Below are 18,432 nucleotides of genomic sequence, written 5' to 3'. Positions count from 1 at the left end.
TAACACTTATTTTTTCATGCTACCGACCATATCTTCTGGGCGTACCCAACTATCGAATTCTTCCGATGTCAGGTAGTTCAGTTTCAGTGCAGATTCTTTTAACGTTAAACCTTCTTTATGCGCTTTCTTCGCAATTTCAGCAGCTTTATCGTAACCGATATGAGTATTTAACGCAGTAACTAGCATTAATGATTCATGCAGTAGTTTATTGATACGTTCACGGTTTGGCTCAATACCAATTGCACAGTGTTCATTGAAACTACGCATACCATCAGCCAATAAACGGACTGATTGTAAGAAGTTATCAATGATCATTGGACGATAAACGTTTAGTTCAAAGTTACCTGATGCGCCACCAATATTAATAGCAACATCATTACCCATTACTTGAGCACATAGCATTGTTAATGCTTCACATTGTGTTGGGTTAACTTTACCTGGCATAATTGAACTACCTGGTTCGTTTTCTGGGATAGCGATTTCGCCAATACCACAACGAGGACCAGAAGCTAACCAACGCACGTCGTTAGCAATCTTCATTAATGATGCGGCTAAGCCTTTTAATGCGCCATGTGAATGAACGAGTGCATCACAAGTTGCTAATGCTTCAAATTTATTAGGCGCTGTTACAAATGGCTGGCCTGATAATTCAGCGATACGTTTAGCAACACGAACAGCATATTCGGGATGAGTATTTAACCCTGTGCCCACTGCTGTACCACCTAGCGCTAGTTCACAAACATGAGGAACTGAATCATCGATATGTTTGATGCTGTGCTCAAGCATAGCAGCCCAACCGGAGATCTCTTGACCTAATGTCAGTGGTGTCGCATCTTGCAGGTGAGTACGACCAATTTTAACGATATCATGGAAAGCTTCGGCTTTCTCTTTGAATACTTTTAGCAGTGATTTTAATTCTGGCAGTAAATCCTGACGTAATGCAATAACAGCAGCGACATGCATGGCAGTTGGGAACACATCATTTGAACTCTGACTTTTGTTAACATCATCGTTCGGATGGATTTTGCGTTCCATGCCACGGATACCACCTAGTATCTCACTACCTCGGTTAGCTAACACTTCATTCATATTCATGTTTGATTGAGTGCCAGAACCGGTCTGCCAAATTGCTAATGGGAATTCAGTTGGATGTTTACCTGCAAGCACTTCATCTGCAGCTGCGATAATTGCATCAGCGCGCTCTTTTGGTAATAAACCTAAATCCATGTTAACACCAGCGGCTGCTTTCTTCGTGATAGCAAGCGCATGGATCAGTGCAACAGGCATTTTTTCAACTGAAATACGGAAGTGTTCAAGAGAACGCTGCGTTTGAGCTCCCCATAACTGGTCAGCTGGTACTTCGATTTGTCCCATTGAGTCTTTTTCAATGCGAGTGGCTGCCATTTCAATCTCCTTAAGTACACAGAATAATTGATTAATTCCGAATCACTTTCTAGTAAATAACTCGGATATCAGTATCATGCCATAAACAGAATAATAAATATGAGAGCTAAAGCGAGCTTATGAAATTTATAACAGAATGAAATCTGTTGATTTTTTTGGGAAATATGGTTAGCAATCTTATTTTCTTGCTAATGTTATTATTTAAGCTTTCATATTTATATCCACACATATTATGAGCCTTTATTATTCATCATAAATAGAATCACATCACAATTAAATATTGTCTAAATCTAAAAATGAGTAAGAAAAAAGAGTTTTAGTGCTTATTTAAATTATCTTATAAATCATATTCATTTTGCTTTAAACTCATTACGTTAGCGATCAACTAAGTAAGTTCTGATTGCGATTTTATTCCACTAAATCTATATTTACGGTTAGTATAGATGGCGATGTATATATGTGGATTATCTATATTTAAATTTAGTAAAATTTATCACCAATTTATCGGGTTGTTTAAGGGTTACAAAACAACCTTTATAACGTACATCGCCAGATGTACACAGAGGATGGACTAGAATTATGAAGAAATCGCTTGTCGCTGTTGGTGTTATCGTCGCACTCGGTGTTGTTTGGACTGGTGCGTCGTGGTACATGGGCAGCAAAATTGAAAGTCGCTTACAGGAAGAAACGAAACTAGCTAATGAGCAATTGGCGCAACTTGCTAAAAATGCACAGTTTGGTGCTGATGTTAAACTTGAAATTCGTGACTATAAGAAAGGGGTTTTCACCTCTAATGCAGACTTTGCTGTCGTGATTTCAAAAGATGCTAGTGATGCAGACCAAGAAAAAAAAGTAGAAGAAGTTGTCTTCTCTACTGAAATTGACCACGGTCCATTCCCTCTTTCTGATCTGGCTAAATTTAATTTGGCACCAAAATTAGCGGCGATGAATAATACGTTGGTTGATAACAACTCAACAAAAGAGTTATTCAAACTGACTAAAGAAAAATCTATTCTTAGTGGTCACACCTCTTTAGCTTTCGATGGTTCAGTCTCCGGTACTGCGACACTAAGCTCTATCGATTTTGCTGAAAACGGTGGCACAGTTAAAACAACACCTATCACTGTTGAGTTCTCATCAGACAAAAATGCAACAAACTTTTCAACCAAAATTAAAGGTGATCAAGTTGTTGTGACTAAAGAGGGTGAAGAAACTTTCACCATTAAAAACATCGCGGGTTCTATCGTTGGAACGAAAGTTAATGACGATCAGTACTTATTTAATGAGCAATTATTAAATTTTGCTGAAATCGCGCATACCAGCAAAGACAAAGCATCTGATTTCTCACTGAAAGATTTTTCTCTGACAACAAAAAGTGATATCAAAGATAAACTCTTTAATATCTCTCAAACTTATTACTTTAAGTCACTGAATGTTGCAGGACTAGAATTTGGTGCAGGTAAATTTGGCTATTCAATCGATAAAGCTGATCCAGATGCTATGTTGTTATTAACCAAAGTTTATAACAACTCATTGTTACCGTGGAATAAAAATCATTTCGACAATTCAGAAATGGTTGAACAAGCCGTTCGTGATGTTCTGGAAAAAGGCTTAGTTTTCCGTATCGATGAAGCCTCTTTAACAAATAAAAGCGGTGCAAGTAAGTTAGCCTTTAACTTAGACTTAAATGCTTTTAACGTTAAAGTATTAGAAAGCCAAGAGAAATCACCAGCAGAGTTATTTAACTATCTGTTTAAAAACATCGATTTCAATATTGATTTATCTCTTCCGATGTTAGCTGAATTCCGTAACACCACTCAATACCTTGATGCGGCTCGCTACCAAGAAACGGCATTAACAGATGAAGAGAAAAAAGAGATCGAAGTAGCAACGGCGGCTGATATTGAACAGTTAAAAACTGAGTTACAGCAAAATATCAACCAAACTTCTCAAGACGAGAAAGATGCATTACCTCTGATGTTACTTGCACAAGATGGTAACGCATTAAGCATGAAACTGAACTATGCCGCTGATAAATTTACCATGAATGGTAAAACTTATACTTTTGATGAGTTTATGGAAGTAACTCAAGCTCCTCAAATGTTAGGTTTAGCCGCAATGTTATTCGGCATGGGCGCATCATCTTACGATTACGATGATTCTGATTATTCAGAAGAAAGTTATCAAGAAGAGATGACAGAAGATCCAGCCATTATCGAAGAGCAAGACATTATTATTCCAGAGCAGCCTGCTTCAGCGCAATAATTCCATTTGTCTTTATGAACACCCTTTTGTAACACTGAACTGCACCCCAAAAGTTGGACACCAACTTTGGGGTGTTTTTTTATCTCGTGATGACTCACCTTTATTGACTGAGCAATAACACTTGTAACTGGAAATAATCGTTCTTAATTTATTAAGAAAAAATATTCCATCATAAGATGGATGTATAAAATAAACGTATATTAATATTGATATTTTATTCTCAACAAAAAAATGATTGGTTTACTTTTTTATTTTTTACTTCCTATTATTTCTCATTAAATAAAAATGTTATTTTATTTTTCATTATCAAATTTAATGACAGGTTATTTCAATCATACTGATAGTTGAATTTTACCTTAAAAATCAACGTATCAGTTAGTTTGATAATACGCATCAATTACACTGAATAATCTAGCCAATAAATAAACAATACTATTTTTCACTTTTTATTTTTGAACTTAAAAATGAAAAAAACAGCCTTTTTTCGTTTCAAAAATAGCCAATTCAAGCTTATTGATTAGTGAATAAAATAAAAATCAGTCATAATAATCTGCAACTCATTTATATTTACCCGATTATAAGAAAATCACTATAAACGATAGATTTTCATTATTTCTATTAAAAGGAAAATAACACGTGATTGACACACAGTTGCCTTTAACCGATTTACATCGCCATTTAGATGGTAATATCCGCCCACAAACTATTTTAGAGTTAGCAAAGCAACATAATATTGCACTCCCTGCTTACGAATTAGAAGCATTGCGCCCTCATGTACAAATTACAAAAAATGAGCCAAGTCTTGTTAGCTTTTTACAAAAATTAGATTGGGGTGTGGCGGTTTTAGCAGACTTAGATGCATGTCATCGTGTTGCTTATGAAAACGTGGTGGATGTGGTTAATGCTGGTATCGATTACGCTGAACTGCGATTCTCACCTTATTATATGGCAATGAAACATCAACTACCGGTTGAAGGCGTCGTGGAAGCCATTATTGATGGTGTACAAAGCGCACTGCAATCACACGATGTAGACATTCGTTTAATCGGTATTTTAAGCCGTACCTTTGGTGAAGATGCCTGCCAACAAGAATTAAATGGCTTACTAAAACATCAAGATAAAATTACAGCACTTGATTTAGCGGGTGATGAATTAGGTTTTCCTGGTCATTTATTCCAACCTCATTTTAATCGTGCTCGTGATACTAATTGGCATATTACGGTTCATGCTGGTGAAGCGGCAGGTGCAGAAAGTATTTGGCATGCAATTAAAGAATTAGGTGCAAGTCGTATTGGTCATGGTGTTAAAGCGATTGAAGATCCACGCTTAATGGACTACCTTGCCGAGCATCAAATTGGTATTGAGTCTTGCTTAACGTCGAATATTCAAACCAGCACAATCAGCTCTTTTGCGAACCATCCACTAAAAGCCTTTTTAGAGCACGGTATTCTCGCGTCATTAAATACAGATGATCCTGCGGTTGAAGGTATCGAATTAGAACATGAATATACCGTTGCAGCTCCTGCTGCGGGATTAACGCCAGAGCAAATCCGCCAAACACAGATTAATGGTTTAAAAATGGCATTTATTAGCCAAGTAGAACGTGATGCGTTAATTAAAAAGATCAGCCAGCGTTAATTAACGATTAGGTAAAATAAAAAAAGCATCTTTCTATTCAATATGAGAGATGCTTTTTCTTCGTTATTTATCCACCAGCGGTTATTTCTTTTCAGCTTCTTTAGCTTGATTAGCGTACCGCTGCGCCAACACAGCACAAACCATTAATTGGATCTGATGGAATATCATTAATGGTAATAACATTACCCCAACAGTCGCGGCAGGAAATAACACATTCGCCATAGGAACGCCATTTGCTAAGCTCTTTTTAGATCCACAAAAAACAATGGTGATTTCATCTTCTTTATTAAAACCAAGCAATCTTGCACTGTATACGTTCACCAAAATAACAATCGCTAACAGAATACAACTCACTACGGCAATCAGTAATAGCGACCAACCATCAATTTTATGCCAGATCCCTTCAACAACGGCCTCACTAAATGCCACATAAACCACCAGCAAAATAGAAGAACGATCTGTTCTATTCACTAATTTCTTATGCTTATCGACCCAACGGCCAATTAAAGGGCGTGATAAGTGACCAATAATAAAAGGTACCATTAATTGCAGTAAGATAGATTGGATCGCTCCTGCCGTATCAAAATCACTGGCAGAGCCTTGCGTTTGCATTAAAAAACCGACTAATACGGGTGACAGAAAAACACCCAAAATACTGGATGCAGATGCACTACAAATCGCAGCCGCGACATTTCCCCCTGCCACAGAAGTAAAAGCAATGGCAGATTGAACCGTTGCAGGCAACGCACAGAGATATAAAAAGCCCATATAGACAGTGGGTGACATCCATTCAGGCACTATAACTTGTAAACCCAGCCCTAGAATTGGGAAAAGAATAAAAGTGCTAGCAAAGACAGTAAGATGTAAACGCCAATGTCCAAGCCCTGCCAGTATCGCTTCTCTAGACAGCTTCGCGCCATGCAAGAAGAACAGCAGTGCTATCGCGCCAGTCGTAAGATATTGGAACAGGACTTTAATATCGCCTTGTGCGGGTAGTAGCGTTGCTAGCGTCACCACACAAATCATAATCATGAGAAAAGGATCAAGTTTTAGTTTTTGCCACCAAGACATTAGATTTAGCGCTCCCTTTTACTTATAGCGTAATGGTTTGTTTTAAACGATTAGAAATTTCGCCAGCTTCAATCAAACGCATAATGGCTGTTGCTTGTATTGGCGTAACTGGATTTTCTTCACCCAATGTAATTGCACGATAAATTTGTTGATAGTAAGCGGGATAATCACCAGGAAGTGTCGTGAGTGTGGTTGTCTCTAACTCTCCAGATCCTGATAGTGTTGTTAATTCACCATCATTATTATCCATTCCCCAATTATAAGTTTGATTAGGAAGATAACCGGCTTTTAAGGCATCTTCTTGGGTATCTAAGCCATACTTAACATAGCTTCCTTTTGTTCCATGAATAGCAAAAATAGGTGTTGGAGACGCAACTAGCATAGAAGCATGAAGAACAACTCTAAGATTGTCATATTCTAGTAATGCATGAAAGTAATCGGCATTTTTTGCATTAGGGCGTAATTGAGCAATATCAGCAGTAATTGCTTTAGGTTCACCAAATAGGCAAATCGCTTGGTCAAGAACATGAGGAGCGAGATCGTACCAAAGCCCGCCTCCAATGCCTGCATCTTCTCGCCAACGTTGACGTACAGTTGGGCGAAAACGATCAAAATGCGCTTCATATGCGCTGATGTCGCCCAGTGTTTTATCAGCTAAAAGTTTTTTAACCGTTAAGAAACCGGAATCCCAACGACGATTATGAAAGACAGAAAGGAGCTTACCAGCCTCTGTTGCTTGCTGAGTCAATTTTTCAGCTTCTTCCAGTGTCAGAGTAAACGGTTTATCAACAATAACATGTTTACCTTTTTCCAGAGCCTGTGAAGCCAGTGAATAGTGAGTATTATTCGGTGTTGGAATAATAATTAAGTCTATTGAGGGATCATTAATCAGTGCTTGAGGATTTGCATAAACCGTAATGTGAGGAAAATCTTGTTTAACTTTATTTTCATCAGAGCTTGAAATTGCACTAAGATTTAAGCCTTCGGTTGTTGTTATTAGCGGAGCATGAAAGGTTTTACTGGCATAGCCATACCCGATAATTCCAACATTGAGTTTAATTGCCATCACCCTATCCTATTTTTATATGCTTTTTTATTAACAAAAATCACTTTCACTTTTGTAGCTAAATAAATAATAACAAAGTTTGTGATAATATCCCGTTTAGTTCTATACATACGAGTAGGAATAATTAATTAATGAAATTTGATCTCAAAGCAAACACGCAGAATAACCTTTCAGGAAAAGCGCCTATTACAGGGTGGTTGCTTGCGCCATTGGCGTATATGATCTTGTCAGTTATTGGTTCTGGGTTGATGTCTGTTCTTTATGTTATTAAATATTTTTCAGACTTTTCGATCCTCCACCAGCTTCCTTTTCATTTGATATCAAGTTGGTATCTCTCCGCGTTAACAACATGGGTAATGTTTAGCTTTACACTTTATCTACTAAGACAATTTTTTTATCGAGCTAAAAACTTTCCACGCCTGTTTATTTTTTGGTTGCTTATCAACTTACTATTAGCAATTAAGAGCTTTGGCTTTGCACCTGTTGATGACCAAACAGCACTACAATCCCTTCTATGGTCTGTTTTCTCGACTGTCTGCTTTGTGCCTTATATCAAGTACTCTAAACGTGTTCGTGAAACTTTCACACAAGTTCGATAACTTCACGTCTTTACCCTTGATATTATATACGCTTGTTTAGCCTCTTTATTTCAGGAGGCTTTTTGTTTCTCTGTTTAACAATTTTGGCATAACAATGACTGATTACTTGCTTCTATTCGTCGGCACCGTATTGGTGAATAACTTTGTACTCGTCAAATTCCTTGGTTTATGCCCATTTATGGGTGTATCAAAAAAATTAGAAACTGCGATTGGTATGGGATTTGCGACAACCTTTGTTATGACTCTCGCCTCGATTAGTTCTTGGCTGATGGATAATTTTATTTTAGTTCCTTTGGACTTACTTTATTTACGCACACTGAGCTTTATTTTAGTTATTGCAGTAGTTGTACAATTCACTGAGATGGTCGTAAGAAAAACAAGCCCAACCCTCTATCGTTTATTAGGGATCTTCTTACCTTTAATTACCACAAACTGTGCCGTATTAGGTGTGGCATTATTAAATATCAATCAAGCCCACACATTTATGCAATCGGCCGTTTATGGTTTTGGTGCAGCCGTCGGTTTCTCTCTGGTAATGGTATTATTTGCCGCTATTCGAGAGCGCTTAGCCGTCGCCAATGTACCAGCGCCATTTAAAGGTGCTTCAATTGGTTTAATTACCGCAGGTTTAATGTCTCTCGCCTTTATGGGTTTTAGTGGTTTGGTGAAACTGTAATGAATTCTTTATGGATAGCAATTGGCGTACTGGGTGCGCTAGGTCTTATCTTTGGACTAATTTTGGGCTATTCCGCTCGTCGTTTTAAAGTGGAAGAAGATCCCATTGTCGAAAAAATTGACGCGATATTACCGCAAAGCCAATGCGGACAATGTGGCCATCCGGGATGTCGTCCTTATGCAGATGCTGTCGCAAACAATGGTGAGATGATTAATCGTTGTGCGCCGGGCGGCGAGCAAGTAATGTTAAAAATAGCGGAATTGATGGGGGTCGATCCTCAACCGCTTGATGGTGATGAAGAAGCGCTAAATCCAATTAGAAAAGTCGCCTTAATTGATGAAGATAATTGCATAGGATGTACTAAGTGTATTCAAGCATGCCCTGTTGATGCCATTGTGGGCGCAACACGCGCTATGCACACCGTTATTGAAGACTTATGTACCGGGTGTGACTTATGTGTTCCGCCTTGTCCTACTGACTGTATCACATTGATTCCTGTCAAAGTTACAACCTCAAACTGGAAATGGGATTTAAATACAATCCCCGTAAAAAACATTCCTGCAGAGCCAGAAGAAACACCTGAAGATGAACCGTCATTAAAGACGGAGGATAACGCTCATGTTTAATCTCTTTTCGTTATTTAAAAAAGATAAAATCTGGGATTTTAAAGGCGGTATTCATCCTCCTGAAATGAAATTACAGTCAAGTCGCACCCCAATGCGTATAGCGCAATTACCTGATGAAGTCATTATTCCTATTCATCAGCACTTGGGTGTACCAGGTCAACTTTGTGTCAGCGTAGGTGAACATGTATTAAAAGGCCAACCGTTAACAAAAGGCGTTGGCAGAACCTTACCTGTACATGCATCTATCTCTGGTACGGTGACGGCAATAGAACCTTTTCCAAGTGCACACCCTTCTGGATTACCTGAAATTGCAGTAAAAATTCAATCTGATGGTAAAGATGAATGGCGAGAGAAATCACCTATCATCAATTACCAATTAGAAAGCAGAGATACATTACTTAACCGTATCCATGAAGCCGGTATTGCTGGATTAGGCGGTGCAGGATTCCCAACTGCATCAAAATTAAAAGGTGGTGGCGATCTCGTTAAAACATTGATCGTCAATGCGGCCGAATGTGAACCTTATATCACCGCAGACGATCGCTTAATGCAAGAACACGCTGATGAAGTGATTGCTGGATGTCAGGTCTTAATTCACCTTCTTTCTCCCGATGAAGTCTTAATTGGTATTGAAGATAACAAGCCTGAAGCCATTGAATCATTAAAACACGCCTTAAGTACAGTACCTGATGAGAAACGTATTTTCATTCGTGTTATCCCAACAAAATATCCATCAGGTGGTGCTAAACAACTCACTAAGATCTTAACGGGTAAAGAAGTTCCATCAGGAGGTCGTTCGTCTGATATTGGTGTTTTGATGCAAAACGTAGGGACTGTTGTCGCCATCAAGCGTGCCATTATTGATGATGAGCCATTAATTGAACGTGTTGTCACGGTAACGGGTAATGGTACTAAAACACCGGGTAACTTTTGGGCTCGTTTAGGTACACCTATTTATTCCTTACTAAAACAAGCGGGCTTTGTTGCCGGCTCTGAACAAATGGTAATTATGGGTGGGCCATTAATGGGCTTTACCTTACCAGACTTAAATGCCCCTGTTGTTAAGATAACGAACTGCCTACTTATCCCTTCTGTTGAAGAGATGGATACAGATAACCTTGAAGAAGCCTGTATTCGTTGTGGCCATTGTGTTGATGCTTGCCCTAGTGGTTTATTACCTCAGCAACTTTACTGGTTTAGTAAAGGTAAAGAGCATGAGAAAGCGCAACAACATAATTTATTTGATTGTATCGAATGCGGTGCTTGTGCGTTTGTTTGCCCAAGTAATATCCCGCTAGTTCAATACTATCGCCAAGAAAAAGCAGAAATACGAGAAATTGATGCGGAAGCAAAACGCGCAACTGAAGCCAAAGCACGTTTTGAAGCGAAGAAAATACGTATGGAGCGTGAAAAACTTGAGCGTGAAGCAAGACATCAACGTGCTGCAGTTAAACTTGATGATGAAGAACACGGCGAAGTCCAATCAGCACTTTCTCGCGTAAAAGCGAAACAGAGTATCGGCAAAATTATTTCTGTAAAAGCCGGTGAAGAGCCAGATAACGCCGCTGCTATTGCCGCACGTAAAAAACGTAAAGAAGAAGTCAGAGCAAAACAAGCCGCAAAATTAGCACAACAAAAAGCGCTAGAAGCGTCAAGTGAGAATATAGCAAGTAAGAGCGAAGATGCTGATCCACGCAAAGCTGCCGTTGCTGCCGCATTAGCTCGCGTTAAAGCTAAGAAAGCACAGCAAGCTTCTCAATCATCAGCAACCGTAGAGGCGCCTGTTCAAAATGCTGAAGCGGAAGATGTCGATCCACGCAAAGCTGCCGTTGCTGCCGCATTAGCTCGTGTTAAAGCTAAGAAAGCACAGCAAGCTTCTCAATCATCAGCAACCGTAGATGCGCCTATTCAAAATGCTGAAGCGGAAGATGTCGATCCACGCAAAGCTGCCGTTGCTGCCGCTATTGCTAGAGTAAAAGCGAAAAAAGAGTCTACTCAACAAGCTCAAGCCGAAACAACTGTTGATGTAGCACCAGCTCAAAATGCTAAAGCGGAAGAAACCGATCCGCGCAAAGCCGCCGTTGCTGCCGCTATTGCTAGAGCAAAAGCGAAAAAAGAGGCTGTTCAACAAGCTCAAGCCGAAACAACTGTTGATGTAGCACCAGCTCAAAGCGCTAAAGCGGAAGAAACCGAACCACGCAAAGCTGCCGTTGCTGCCGCTATTGCTAGAGTAAAAGCGAAAAAAGAGGCTACTCAACAAGCTCAAGCCGAAACAACTGTTGATGTAGCACCAGCTCAAAGCGCTAAAGCGGAAGAAACCGAACCACGCAAAGCTGCCGTTGCTGCCGCTATTGCTAGAGTAAAAGCGAAAAAAGAGGCTACTCAACAAGCTCAAGCCGAAACAACTGTTGATGTAGCACCAGCTCAAAGCGCTAAAGCGGAAGAAACCGATCCGCGCAAAGCTGCCGTTGCTGCCGCTATTGCTAGAGTAAAAGCGAAAAAAGAGGCTACTCAACAAGCTCAAGCCGAAACAACTGTTGATGTAGCACCAGCTCAAAGCGCTAAAGCGGAAGAAACCGATCCGCGCAAAGCTGCCGTTGCTGCCGCTATTGCTAGAGTAAAAGCGAAAAAAGAAGCCGAACAACGTCGAGCTAAAGATGAAGTTACCTTGGATTAATCACAGATGAAATTCAGACCAATACAAAATAACAATAGTAAATTAAAAATTGCGAGTTCACCTTTTACGCATAATCAACAATCCACCAGCCAAGTAATGCTATGGGTAACATTAGCAGCACTGCCGGGGATCTTAAGCCAGATCTATTTCTTTGGCTTAGGAACCCTTTACCAAATTGTGTTAGCTATTATCGTCGCGCTTGTCACTGAAACACTCTGTGTAAAGCTCAAAAAAGAAGACCCTTTACTTTATCTGAAAGACAATTCAGCGCTACTGACGGGTGTATTGCTCGCCATTAGTATTCCGCCTTTAGCGCCGTGGTGGATCATTGTTTTAGGGACTTTTGTTGCCATTGTTATTGCAAAACATATTTATGGTGGCTTAGGACAAAATCCATTTAACCCCGCAATGGTGGGTTATGTGGTTTTACTGATCTCATTCCCAGTACAAATGACATCTTGGATGCCCCCTGTTGAATTACAAGCTGTCTCTTACAATCTCATGGATAGCTTAAGTATCTTCTTTACAGGACATACATCATCTGGCTTAACGCTTGAAGATTTAAGACGCTCTGTTGATGGCATTACACAAGCAACACCTCTTGATAGTTTTAAAACAGGCTTACTGACACATTCTATTGATGAAGTCTTAGCGACACCGATTTTACAAGGTGAATTTGCGGGTATTGGCTGGCAATGGGTGAATGTGGCTTATTTAGTTGGTGGATTAATCCTGCTTTATAAACGCATTATTAGCTGGCATATCCCTGTTGCGATGATTTCTGTATTAGCACTATGTTCCGTTATTAGCTGGGGTATTGATCCCACTCGTTACTCTCAACCACTATTACAGATTTTCTCTGGAGCCACGATGTTAGGGGCATTTTTTATTGCCACAGATCCAGTTAGTGCCTCAACAACACCTAAAGGTCGTTTAATTTATGCAGGGATGATTGGTTTATTAGTTTGGGTTATCCGTGTTTATGGCGGATATCCAGATGCCGTCGCTTTCTCTGTCTTACTTGCTAATATCGCTGTACCTCTTATTGATAGCTATACACGCCCTCGTGTTTACGGGCATTAATCCCAAGGAGGAAATGATGATCGAAATATTAAAACGCCATGGACTCACATTAGCTATCTTTGCAGCTTGCACTACGGGTTTAACCGCCGTGGTCTATCACCTCACTGCGGATACCATTGCAGAACAAGTTGCCTTAGAGAAACAAAAATTATTAGATCAAGTGATCCCCCAAGCGATATATAACAACTCGCTTTCTAAAGATTGCTATCTTCTTACCGCACCCGAATTAGGAAATACCAAGCCTCATAAACTTTATGTTGCCCGTTTAGACGGTAAACCTGTTGCTGCCGCGTTAGAATCGACAGCGCCCGATGGATATTCAGGCGCAATTGAGCTTCTTGTCGGCGCCGACTTTAAAGGAAATGTTCTTGGTGTACGAGTTACTGCTCATAATGAAACCCCAGGACTGGGTGATAAAATTGAAACTCGTATTTCGGATTGGATCACAACACTGAGTAATAGATTCATTTCCAGTGAAAACGATCCGCGCTGGGCAGTCAAAAAAGATGGCGGAGATTTTGATCAATTTACGGGGGCGACGATCACCCCTCGTGCTGTCGTCAACTCATCAAAGCGTACGGCATGGTTAATACAATCTTTACCAGAGAAACTCGATACACTCTCTGTCTGTGAGGCAAATTAAGATGAACTCAATTAAAGAGCTCTTTTCTCAAGGGTTATGGAAAAATAACTCGGCTTTAGTGCAATTACTTGGATTGTGCCCGTTGCTTGCAGTTTCCTCAACAGCAACAAACGCCTTAGGCTTAGGGCTTGCAACAACATTAGTGCTCTTTTGTACTAATGTTGCGGTTTCTAGCTTACGTCGTTGGGTTCCTTCTGAAATTCGTATCCCAATTTATGTTATGATAATTGCGTCAGTCGTCAGTGCTGTGCAATTACTGATCAACGCATATGCCTATGGCTTATATCAATCTTTAGGGATCTTCATTCCATTGATCGTAACTAACTGTATTGTTATTGGTCGTGCTGAAGCGTTTGCCGCTAAGAATGAGGTTTTTCCTTCTGCTATTGATGGTCTAGCGATGGGATTAGGTGCAACTGCCGCACTCTTCGTTTTAGGTGCTATACGTGAAGTGTTAGGTAACGGTACATTATTTGACGGGGCTGATTTATTATTAGGTGAATGGGCACAAGTATTAAGAGTGGAGATAGTACATTTAGACTCACCCTTCTTACTCGCTATTTTACCACCGGGTGCTTTTATCGGCTTAGGCTTTATGTTAGCAGCAAAATACCTAATCGATGAAAGACAGAAAAAGCGCAGCGCTTCGACAACAAAAACTTACGAAAAAGAACAAGGCTGTGGTAGTCATATCGTTAAAAATTAATTTGTGAGCATAATGAATCAAGCAAAACGTATTGAAATTCTAACTCGGTTGCGTGATGACAATCCGCAACCAACGACAGAGCTAAAATTTAACTCTCCGTTTGAACTATTGATCTCCGTATTACTCTCTGCACAAGCCACTGATGTGAGTGTTAATAAGGCAACTGCTAAGCTTTATCCTGTTGCCAATACACCTCAGGCGATACTCAATTTAGGGGTTGATGGTCTTAAAGAATATATTAAGACCATTGGTCTCTATAATACCAAAGCTGAAAATGTGATTAAGACATGTCAAATCTTAGTCGATAAACATAACAGTGAAGTGCCTGAAAACAGAGAAGCCCTAGAAGCCTTACCTGGTGTCGGTCGCAAAACAGCAAATGTCGTTTTAAACACGGCATTTGGCTGGCCAACTATCGCTGTCGATACGCATATCTTTAGAGTAAGTAATCGCACAGGTTTCGCCCCCGGTAAAAATGTCAATGAAGTTGAACAAAAACTGTTAAAGGTTGTTCCGGCAGAATTTAAAGTTGATTGTCACCATTGGCTTATTCTTCATGGTCGTTATACCTGTATTGCACGAAAACCACGGTGTGGCTCTTGTATTATTGAAGATCTTTGTGAATTTAAAGAAAAAACAGATCCTGAATAATTTTTTGCCGATTTGTCTGTTTTTCTGATGCGATATTACTTGCGTCGCTACACACAATCGAATAAAACTATTGCCCACTTTTATTATTAAAACTGCCGACTTTCCGGAAAAATATGTTTCAAGACAATCCGCTGCTTGCACAGCTAAAACAGCAACTCCATGCCCAGACACCGCGCGTGGAAGGCCTTGTAAAGGGAACAGATAAAGGCTTTGGCTTCCTTGAAGTTGATGGTCAGAAAAGCTATTTTATCCCCCCTCCGCAAATGAAAAAAGTGATGCACGGCGACCGCGTTATTGCTGCCGTTCATACAAATGGCGATAAAGAGTCGGTTGAACCCGAAGAATTAGTTGAACCTTTCTTAACGCGTTTTGTCGGTCGTATTCAGAAAAAAGAAGGTGATAACCGTCTGTGGATAATTCCAGACCATCCTCTTTTAAAAGACGCTATTCCTTGCCGTCCAGCTCAAGGCTTAACACATAGCTTTGTTGATCAAGATTGGGCTGTTGCCGTAATGCGTCGTCACCCACTAAATAAAGGTGATAAAGGTTTTCAGGCAGAAATAACCGACTATATCACGGATAAAGATGATCACTTTGCCCCTTGGTGGGTAACTTTAATGCGCCATCAACTTGAACGTGATGCGCCTGAAATGGGTAGCGAAGCGCTGACATTACATGACGCGTTACCTCGTGAAGACCTGACCTCTCTCTCCTTTGTCACTATTGATAGTGCATCAACAGAAGATATGGATGACGCACTCTTTATTCGTAAAGAAGAGAACGGTCAATTAACGCTGTTTATTGCCATCGCCGATCCAACCGCTTATATTCTGCCAAATAGTGAATTAGATAAGATTGCCGCACAACGCGCACTCACTAATTATCTACCCGGCTTTAATATCCCAATGTTGCCTCGCGAGCTGTCAGATAACATCTGTTCATTACGCCCTAATGAAAAACGCCCTGCGTTAGTTTGCCAAGTCAATATCACTGAAGATGGTGCACTGCTTGAAGATATTCACTTCTACTCGGCATGGGTAGAATCAAAAGCTAAACTGGTTTATGACAATATTTCAGATTGGTTAGAAAGTGAAAACTCACAATGGCAACCTGAAAATGAAATGGTTCATGAGCAAGTGATGTTATTAAAAGAGATGTGTGAAAAACGTCATGAATGGCGTGAAAAACATGCTCTGGTCTTTAAAGAACGTCCTGATTACCGTTTTATTCTTGATGACGGTGGCAATGTTTTAGATATCGTTGCAGAAAAACGCCGTATCGCAAACCGTATTGTTGAAGAAGCGATGATCACAGCCAATATCTGTGCGGCAAAAGTACTGGCGAAAAACTTAGGTTTTGGTGTTTATAACGTTCATACTGGTTTTGATCCACTTTATATCGATCAAGTTGTGCAGACCTTAAAAGATAATGGTATTGAAACGACGTCTGAAAGTTTATTAACGCTTGAAGGTTTCTGCCAATTACGTCGTGAACTGGATAATCAGCCAAATCAATTCCTTGATAGCCGTATTCGCCGCTTCCAAAACTTTGCTGAAATCAAAGCTGAGCCAGGTCCTCACTTTGGTTTAGGATTAGAAGCTTACGCAACATGGACTTCACCCATTCGTAAGTACAGTGATATTTTAAATCACCGTTTGCTCAAAGCGATTATCAGCAAAGAAAGTGCTGAAAAACCACAAGAAGAAGATGGCATTCGTATTGCAGAGCGTCGCCGCGCTAATCGTATGGCTGAACGCGATGTGGGTGATTGGTTATATGCGCGTTTCTTAAAACCTTTTGCTGGTACTGAAACACCATTTAATGCAGAAATTATCGATATTACTCGTGGTGGTGTTCGTGTTCGTCTAGTTGAAAATGGTGCGGTTGCCTTTATTCCAGCCCCATTCTTACATGCTGTACGTGATGAAATTCAATGTAGCCAAGAAACAGGCACCGTCATTGTAAAAGGCGAAACTGCTTATAAGCTCAATGATATCATTCCTGTTCGTATTGAAGATGTAAAACTAGAAACACGTAATATCGTCGCTCGTCCTATCTAATAGGACTTAAATCGGTATACAATAAGCTGATAGCTCTATTAGAACTATCAGCTTTTTTATATCCCTAATTTCGCGCCAAACGAGTGATAAAAAGAGCATTAAAAAGAAAGGAAATGTTTTTATGATGCATTGATATTTTCTCTTGCGTCATAAATTTAATAGGTAATAAATGGATTAAATCAATGAAAGACAAAGTACAAATTAGTCGTTTTTTAAGTTATATCTTACGTCATGCCCCTGAAAGTATCGGTTTAACATTGGATGATCAAGGATGGGGTGAATCACACAAGCAGTGCCAGTAAAATATCTAAAAATCGATGAGAAAAAATAGAATAGAATGAAATGCAAAAAAATAGGTGACACCGTCACCTATAATCAAACGAATGGAGTCCGCTGTTTTACTAATCATTAATCTGGATGGCCAGTGATCGTGATTTTAGTACCTTTTTGATCTTCTTCTAAAACAAACTCCGTAATCCCCCCCGCAAATTGTTGCTCTATCATTAATTTCTTTGGATTTTCCCATTTGTAGTCAACAGAAACCTCATCTTTTGTATACTCTTTTTGGATGTTATTGTTCACCTTAATGGTTTTTACCAGATAATCTTCATCATGCTCATCGACATATTTTTTATATGCATCTGCGATTGAAAGCCCAGTATAAACACAATATGTTAGCGCTCCATTCTCAAAGACTTCGTCCATAGTTTGTTCTGGTGAAGAGCAATATTTATCATGAACAATCATGTTCTTTGTTGGGGTTTCTGCAAAAAGCGCAGAAGAATATAACAGCGAAACAATCATCAAATACGCTTTCATAAAATACCTTTCAAAAGACATCTCTTTATGACAATAAAAAATGCGCTAACCTCAATAGAAAATCAGCGCACTATCATTTATTTTGTTGCTATCTATCTAGCTAAATCAGCCACCAGCAAGCTTAACTTTCATTCCTTTGGCTTCTAAGAGTGATTTAATTAAATCACGTTTATCACCTTGGATCTCAATTAAACCGTCTTTGACACTACCGCCACAGCCACATTTTTTCTTCAGTTCAGCCGCCAGTTTGGCTAACTCAGCATCATCCAGATCGATACCCGAAACAACACAAACACCCTTGCCTTTACGTCCACTAGTTTGGCGCTGAATACGCACAATACCATCACCAGCAGGACGCACTGGCTTTTGTTCTTCTTCTTTTATGCGACCCGCATCTGTGGAATAAACCAAACGAGAGTTATTATCCATGTTAATTACATACCTTGTA

17 protein-coding genes are annotated in these 18,432 nt (G+C 39.7%); 12 read left to right on the top strand and 5 right to left on the bottom strand.

The window, feature by feature from the left end; genetic code table 11:
- Window positions 1-6 precede the first annotated feature (6 nt).
- Entirely contained in the window at window positions 7-1,404 is a 1,398-nt protein-coding gene (gene fumC, locus B6258_RS11285; protein ID WP_075673810.1) for a class II fumarate hydratase, read from the bottom strand.
- Between the two features lie 579 nt (window positions 1,405-1,983).
- Between fumC and B6258_RS11280 the strand changes: the two genes are divergently transcribed.
- Complete coding sequence (locus tag B6258_RS11280; RefSeq protein ID WP_099075334.1) at window positions 1,984-3,669, top strand: YdgA family protein; 1,686 nt, start codon at window positions 1,984-1,986, stop codon at window positions 3,667-3,669.
- 636 nt (window positions 3,670-4,305) lie between these two features.
- The gene (add, locus tag B6258_RS11275; protein WP_099075333.1) at window positions 4,306-5,307 is read left to right on the top strand and encodes an adenosine deaminase; all 1,002 of its coding nucleotides are present in this window, start codon (window positions 4,306-4,308) and stop codon (window positions 5,305-5,307) included.
- Window positions 5,308-5,388: 81 nt separating this feature from the next.
- Here add and B6258_RS11270 read toward each other — a convergent pair whose 3' ends face one another.
- Both B6258_RS11270 and B6258_RS11265 read right to left on the bottom strand, forming a co-directional pair.
- Window positions 5,389-6,378: a bile acid:sodium symporter family protein gene (locus B6258_RS11270; protein WP_099075332.1), complete on the bottom strand. Its 990-nt coding sequence runs from the start codon at window positions 6,376-6,378 to the stop codon at window positions 5,389-5,391.
- Between the two features lie 22 nt (window positions 6,379-6,400).
- The gene (locus B6258_RS11265; protein ID WP_099075331.1) at window positions 6,401-7,444 is read right to left on the bottom strand and encodes an oxidoreductase; all 1,044 of its coding nucleotides are present in this window, start codon (window positions 7,442-7,444) and stop codon (window positions 6,401-6,403) included.
- A gap of 131 nt (window positions 7,445-7,575) precedes the next feature.
- Between B6258_RS11265 and B6258_RS11260 the strand changes: the two genes are divergently transcribed.
- The 10 genes from B6258_RS11260 (at window position 7,576) to B6258_RS11215 (ending at window position 17,467) form a co-directional block, all read left to right on the top strand.
- Window positions 7,576-8,043 carry a DUF2569 domain-containing protein gene (locus B6258_RS11260; RefSeq protein ID WP_099075330.1) on the top strand — a complete coding sequence of 156 codons (468 nt, stop codon included), beginning with the start codon at window positions 7,576-7,578 and terminating at the stop codon, window positions 8,041-8,043.
- A gap of 94 nt (window positions 8,044-8,137) precedes the next feature.
- Window positions 8,138-8,719 (top strand): electron transport complex subunit RsxA, encoded by a 582-nt coding sequence (gene rsxA / locus B6258_RS11255; protein ID WP_006536930.1) that lies wholly within the window; start codon window positions 8,138-8,140, stop codon window positions 8,717-8,719.
- Window positions 8,719-9,345: an electron transport complex subunit RsxB gene (rsxB, locus tag B6258_RS11250; RefSeq protein WP_099075329.1), complete on the top strand. Its 627-nt coding sequence runs from the start codon at window positions 8,719-8,721 to the stop codon at window positions 9,343-9,345. Before rsxA ends, rsxB begins: the two co-directional genes overlap by 1 nt.
- Window positions 9,338-12,022, top strand: coding sequence for an electron transport complex subunit RsxC (gene rsxC / locus B6258_RS11245; protein WP_099075328.1), 2,685 nt, complete (start codon window positions 9,338-9,340; stop codon window positions 12,020-12,022). The genes rsxB and rsxC overlap by 8 nt, the downstream gene beginning before the upstream one ends.
- 6 nt (window positions 12,023-12,028) lie before the next feature.
- Window positions 12,029-13,105 (top strand): electron transport complex subunit RsxD, encoded by a 1,077-nt coding sequence (gene rsxD / locus B6258_RS11240; protein WP_099075327.1) that lies wholly within the window; start codon window positions 12,029-12,031, stop codon window positions 13,103-13,105.
- Window positions 13,106-13,121: 16 nt separating this feature from the next.
- Window positions 13,122-13,748 carry an electron transport complex subunit RsxG gene (gene rsxG, locus B6258_RS11235; RefSeq protein WP_099075326.1) on the top strand — a complete coding sequence of 209 codons (627 nt, stop codon included), beginning with the start codon at window positions 13,122-13,124 and terminating at the stop codon, window positions 13,746-13,748.
- Between the two features lies 1 nt (window position 13,749).
- Window positions 13,750-14,454 (top strand): electron transport complex subunit E, encoded by a 705-nt coding sequence (locus B6258_RS11230; protein WP_099075325.1) that lies wholly within the window; start codon window positions 13,750-13,752, stop codon window positions 14,452-14,454.
- A 12-nt stretch (window positions 14,455-14,466) separates the two neighbouring features.
- Window positions 14,467-15,105, top strand: a complete 639-nt coding sequence (gene nth / locus B6258_RS11225; RefSeq protein ID WP_099075324.1) for an endonuclease III — start codon at window positions 14,467-14,469, stop codon at window positions 15,103-15,105.
- Window positions 15,106-15,218: 113 nt separating this feature from the next.
- The gene (locus B6258_RS11220; protein WP_099075323.1) at window positions 15,219-17,165 is read left to right on the top strand and encodes an exoribonuclease II; all 1,947 of its coding nucleotides are present in this window, start codon (window positions 15,219-15,221) and stop codon (window positions 17,163-17,165) included.
- Window positions 17,166-17,347: 182 nt separating this feature from the next.
- Window positions 17,348-17,467, top strand: coding sequence for an RNA 2'-phosphotransferase (locus B6258_RS11215; protein ID WP_099075322.1), 120 nt, complete (start codon window positions 17,348-17,350; stop codon window positions 17,465-17,467).
- A gap of 106 nt (window positions 17,468-17,573) precedes the next feature.
- Here B6258_RS11215 and B6258_RS11210 read toward each other — a convergent pair whose 3' ends face one another.
- Together B6258_RS11210 and yciH are read right to left on the bottom strand one after the other, a co-directional pair.
- Entirely contained in the window at window positions 17,574-17,984 is a 411-nt protein-coding gene (locus B6258_RS11210; protein WP_099075321.1) for a hypothetical protein, read from the bottom strand.
- A 105-nt stretch (window positions 17,985-18,089) separates the two neighbouring features.
- Entirely contained in the window at window positions 18,090-18,413 is a 324-nt protein-coding gene (gene yciH, locus B6258_RS11205) for a stress response translation initiation inhibitor YciH (RefSeq protein WP_088495683.1), read from the bottom strand.
- Window positions 18,414-18,432 lie beyond the last annotated feature (19 nt).

The organism is Proteus alimentorum (assembly GCF_002607735.1).
Classification (GTDB): Bacteria; Pseudomonadota; Gammaproteobacteria; order Enterobacterales; family Enterobacteriaceae; genus Proteus; species Proteus alimentorum.
The sequence above is the reverse complement of the archived record's forward strand: the minus strand, read 5'-3'. Positions and strand labels throughout refer to the sequence as shown.